Origin of the sequence: Pseudomonas agronomica (genome assembly GCF_025917275.1) — a bacterium.
GTDB lineage: Bacteria > Pseudomonadota > Gammaproteobacteria > Pseudomonadales > Pseudomonadaceae > Aquipseudomonas > Aquipseudomonas agronomica.
Genome location: NZ_JAOSHO010000461.1, coordinates 1 through 3,914, shown reverse-complemented (window position 1 = coordinate 3,914; position 3,914 = coordinate 1). Strand labels below are relative to the sequence as shown.

The window sequence follows — 3,914 nt, the reverse complement described above, 5'->3', positions numbered from 1 at the left end:
AGTTCTAAATGGGGCTTAAGCGCTTAGATGTAAACGTAAAACCGAGAAGTCACATTTGCATCGATTGAATTTGCAAATGAGGACGATAGAAGGCATAGTCTCGCCATCTTTACTACTTCAGCCACGGTCGTGCCCATGCTAAATCGCTTCGCACCCCTCGTGCCTCTCGCACTCGTTACCCTGTTGTTCGGTTGCGCTGCCCACTCCCCAGTGTCCCAGCAAGCGCCACAAGTACAGGTCAAGAATTCCGTAACCGCCCAGTCTTCCTCCGTTGCGTTCCAGGAAGAAATGGCCACCGACAAAGAGCTGGCAGAGTTCGCCGGCAGCAAGCCTTATCAGCTTCCAGTGCTGGCAGACAGCATCCTGGAGCGTGGCATGTCCTTGATCGGTACTCGTTATCGTTTTGGCGGTACGTCTGAAGCCGGCTTCGATTGCAGCGGTTTCATCGGCTATCTGTTCCGCGAAGAGGCCGGCATGAACCTGCCGCGTTCCACTCGCGAAATGATCAACGTGAACGCCCCACTGGTTGCACGCAATCAGCTGGAGCCTGGCGACCTGCTGTTCTTCAGCACCAACGGTCGTCGCGGTCGCGTCAGCCACGCCGGTATCTACCTGGGCGACAACCAGTTCATCCACTCCAGCAGCCGCCGCAGCGGTGGGGTGCGAATCGACAGCCTGGGCGACAGCTACTGGAGCAAGACCTTCCTTGAAGCCAAGCGCGCCCTCGCCATGGCACCGACCGTGGTCACGGCTCGCAAGTAAGCGCACAGGTTGTAGGGCAAACTTAAAGTCTTACTTGAAGTTTGCCCCATAGCCGCTAGAATCCTTGATCATTGATTGATGGCAATCCGCCTGCGTACTACGCGGGCGGATTTGTTTCCATCTCCACGGCAGAAAAGCCGCATCCAGATCAGGATTGTTCTGCATATGTCGACGTCGGCCCGCCTCGCTCTCATGCTTCTTGCCGCGCTGCTCAGCGCCTGTGCCAGTCGTACTCCACCACCCGCGCCCGTGCGGGCTCCGGTGGTATTCGCTCCCTCCCAACCTTCGTCTCCGGCCGCTGAAGACGTGCTGTTCCGCGCGCTGGGGCTCGTGGGAACGCCCTATCGCTGGGGTGGCAACACGCCGGATTCAGGTTTCGATTGCAGTGGCTTGATCGGCTACGTGTACCGTGATGCCGCCGGTATTTCCCTGCCGCGTTCCACCCGGGAAATGATTAGCATGCGGGCGCCGGAGGTCGGCAAGGATGCGTTGGAAACGGGCGACCTGGTTTTCTTCGCCACCAATGGCGGCTCCCAGGTCAGCCACGCCGGGATTTATGTGGGAGAAGGACGTTTCGTCCATGCGCCGGCCACGGGCGGGACGGTCAAGTTGGACAGTCTGTCCAAGGCCTATTGGCAGAAAGCCTACCTGGGCGCCAAGCGCGTGTTGCAGCCGGAGCATCTGGCGCGTAATCCCTGACGATTAAGAAGATCGACTCTGCGGGAGAGACTCTTGTGGCGAGGGAGCTTGCTCCCGCTCGGTTGCGCAGCAACCGCTAAAAGCTTGGGGCTGCTACGCAGCCCAGCGGGAGCAAGCTCCCTCGCCACGGTTCGGTTCCGGTTCTTAGTTCTTCGAAACCCGCCAGACCTTGTTCCCGACGTCATCCGCCACCAACAGACCGCCCTGTTTATCAATCACCACGCCCACCGGCCGGCCCTGGGCTTTTTCGTCTGCGTTGAGAAAACCTGTCAGCACATCCACCGGTTGTCCCACCGGTTTGCCTGCGTTGAACGGGACGAAGATCACTTTATAACCACTGTGGGGCTTGCGGTTCCAGGAACCATGCTGCCCGACGAAGGCCCCTTCGGTGAAAGGCGCGGGCAAGGTGCTGCCTTCGGCGAAGGTCAGGCCCAATGACGCGGTGTGGGGGCCGACGGCATAGTCAGGGGCGATAGCCTTGGCCACCAGTTCTGGGTTTTGTGGTTCGACCCGCAGATCCACATTCTGCCCGTAATAACTGAAGGGCCAGCCGTAGAAGCCGCCGTCTTTCACCGAGGTGATGTAGTCCGGCACCAGGTCGCTACCAATCTCGTCCCGTTCATTTACTGCTGTCCACAATGCGCCACTGCGAGGCTCCCAAGCCAGTCCGTTGGGGTTGCGCAAACCTGAGGCGAAGATGCGATGAGCACCGGTGGCCCGGTCCACCTCCCAGATCGCCGCGCGACCTTCTTCCGCCTCCATGCCATTTTCCGCAACGTTGCTGTTTGAACCCGTGGTGACGTACAGCTTGCTGCCGTCCCGACTGGCGATCACGTTCTTGGTCCAGTGATGGTTGAGCGTGCCGGCCGGCAAATCGACCACTTTGGTCGGCTGTGCCGTGATCTTCGTGTCGCCTTCCTTATAAGGGAAGCGAATCAACCGGTCTGTATCCGCCACGTACAGGTCATTGCCCACCAGCGTCATGCCGAACGGTGAGTTGAGATTCTCCAGGAAGATCGTCCGCGTCTCTGCAACGCCGTCATGATTGGCATCGCGCAGCAAGGTAATGCGGTTGGGGCTCGGCACGCCGGCGCCCGCACGCCCCATGACTTTTTTCATGACCCAACCACGAATGCCCTTGGCATCGTCGGGCTTGGGTGGCGCATTGGTTTCGGCCACCAGTACATCGCCATTGGGCAGGACGTAGAGCCAGCGCGGATGATCCAGCCCTTCGGCGAATGCCGCCACCTTCAGGCCTTGGGCCGGGGTTGGCTTGGCGCCGTCCGGCCACCCGACGGCTTCGGCGATATTCACGGTGGGGATCAGGGTTTTGTTCGGCTCGGGCAGTTTCGGCGAGGGGCCGATCCCGTCGGAAACCTGCAAGGTGGAAGACTCGCCGCAAGCGACTAGCCCGGTAGCAAGGGCGACGATCAACAGGTGAGATGGCTTGAGCATGCGGGCTTCCCTATGAATGCATGATGTTATTCATAGAGAAGCGTAGACGTGGGATGGTTCAACGGTGGGGAAACCCGCCAGGCAAACGAATTCCCTGTGGGAGCGAGCCTGCTCGCGAAGACGGCATAGCAGCCAGCATTTCGATGTCAGGCTGACCGCTTTCGCGAGCAGGCTCGCTCCCACAATCAACCATGAGCCTGCTTGAACAGCACCGCGACGCCGGGATGATAATGCCCGGCTTCGTTGCGCAATTTGCGATAGGCATATGGGAAATACCAGGCCACGGCGCAGGTGTTTTCCTTTTGCAAGTCATCGATCATGTCCTGCAGCTCTTCGGGCGTGGCGCTCTGCTGCGCTTTTTGCGGGGCGACGAACAGGCAGCCGAGCCGCAAGTCGCTGGCGTAACTGATGCGCTTGGCGTCGCTGGTGGCTTCCAGCAGCGGTTGGGTCAGGTTCAGGTTGTTGACCTTCGGCCAGCGTTGCGTCGCCTGGATGAAGGCGCGTTCATCGGTGCTGGCGATCAACAGGTCGGCGCGGGCGTTGCGTTCGCCTTCTTCGTTCTGTTTGCGCGTGGGTGCGTCCTGCAGCGTGACCATTTCAGCCATCCAGGCGGCGGCCGACAGCAACCCGAGGTTGGCTTTTTCATCGTGCCAATAAGGTGTGTCGTTATCGCCGCGCACGGCGTTGTAGCGGTCGATACAGTCGAACCAGCGTTCCAACACCGGGCGCAGGAATTCCAGCTTCGGATTGCTGATGATCATGCCTTGCATGCGTTTGCCCTCTTGTTCTTGTGATATCGGGTCATAGTGTCTCTTTGATATCACTTGCCGCAGCATCACACAAGATTGACGTCAGTTTATTGATCCGGGCCAATGTCCGAGGTTATGACCGTCGCGGCTTTAATTGACGCTCCAACCCCAACCCTCTAACCTTCGCGGCTTGTTTCAGGTGCTCTATGGCGATGGCCGATAGGGTGAAACAGGGAAGCCGGTGCGCGC

At 59.5% G+C, this 3,914-nt stretch carries 4 protein-coding genes; 2 read left to right on the top strand and 2 right to left on the bottom strand.

The window, feature by feature from the left end; genetic code table 11:
• The first annotated feature begins 135 nt into the window (after positions 1-135).
• Complete coding sequence (locus OC610_RS22700) at positions 136-762, top strand: C40 family peptidase (protein ID WP_264430954.1); 627 nt, start codon at positions 136-138, stop codon at positions 760-762.
• 165 nt (positions 763-927) lie between these two features.
• The gene (locus tag OC610_RS22695) at positions 928-1,461 is read left to right on the top strand and encodes a C40 family peptidase (RefSeq protein WP_030142395.1); all 534 of its coding nucleotides are present in this window, start codon (positions 928-930) and stop codon (positions 1,459-1,461) included.
• A gap of 144 nt (positions 1,462-1,605) precedes the next feature.
• Here the strand turns inward: OC610_RS22695 and OC610_RS22690 are convergent, their stop codons facing one another.
• Both OC610_RS22690 and OC610_RS22685 read right to left on the bottom strand, forming a co-directional pair.
• Positions 1,606-2,916, bottom strand: a complete 1,311-nt coding sequence (locus OC610_RS22690) for a PQQ-dependent sugar dehydrogenase (RefSeq protein ID WP_264430950.1) — start codon at positions 2,914-2,916, stop codon at positions 1,606-1,608.
• Between the two features lie 185 nt (positions 2,917-3,101).
• Positions 3,102-3,686 carry a hypothetical protein gene (locus OC610_RS22685; protein WP_264430948.1) on the bottom strand — a complete coding sequence of 195 codons (585 nt, stop codon included), beginning with the start codon at positions 3,684-3,686 and terminating at the stop codon, positions 3,102-3,104.
• Positions 3,687-3,914 lie beyond the last annotated feature (228 nt).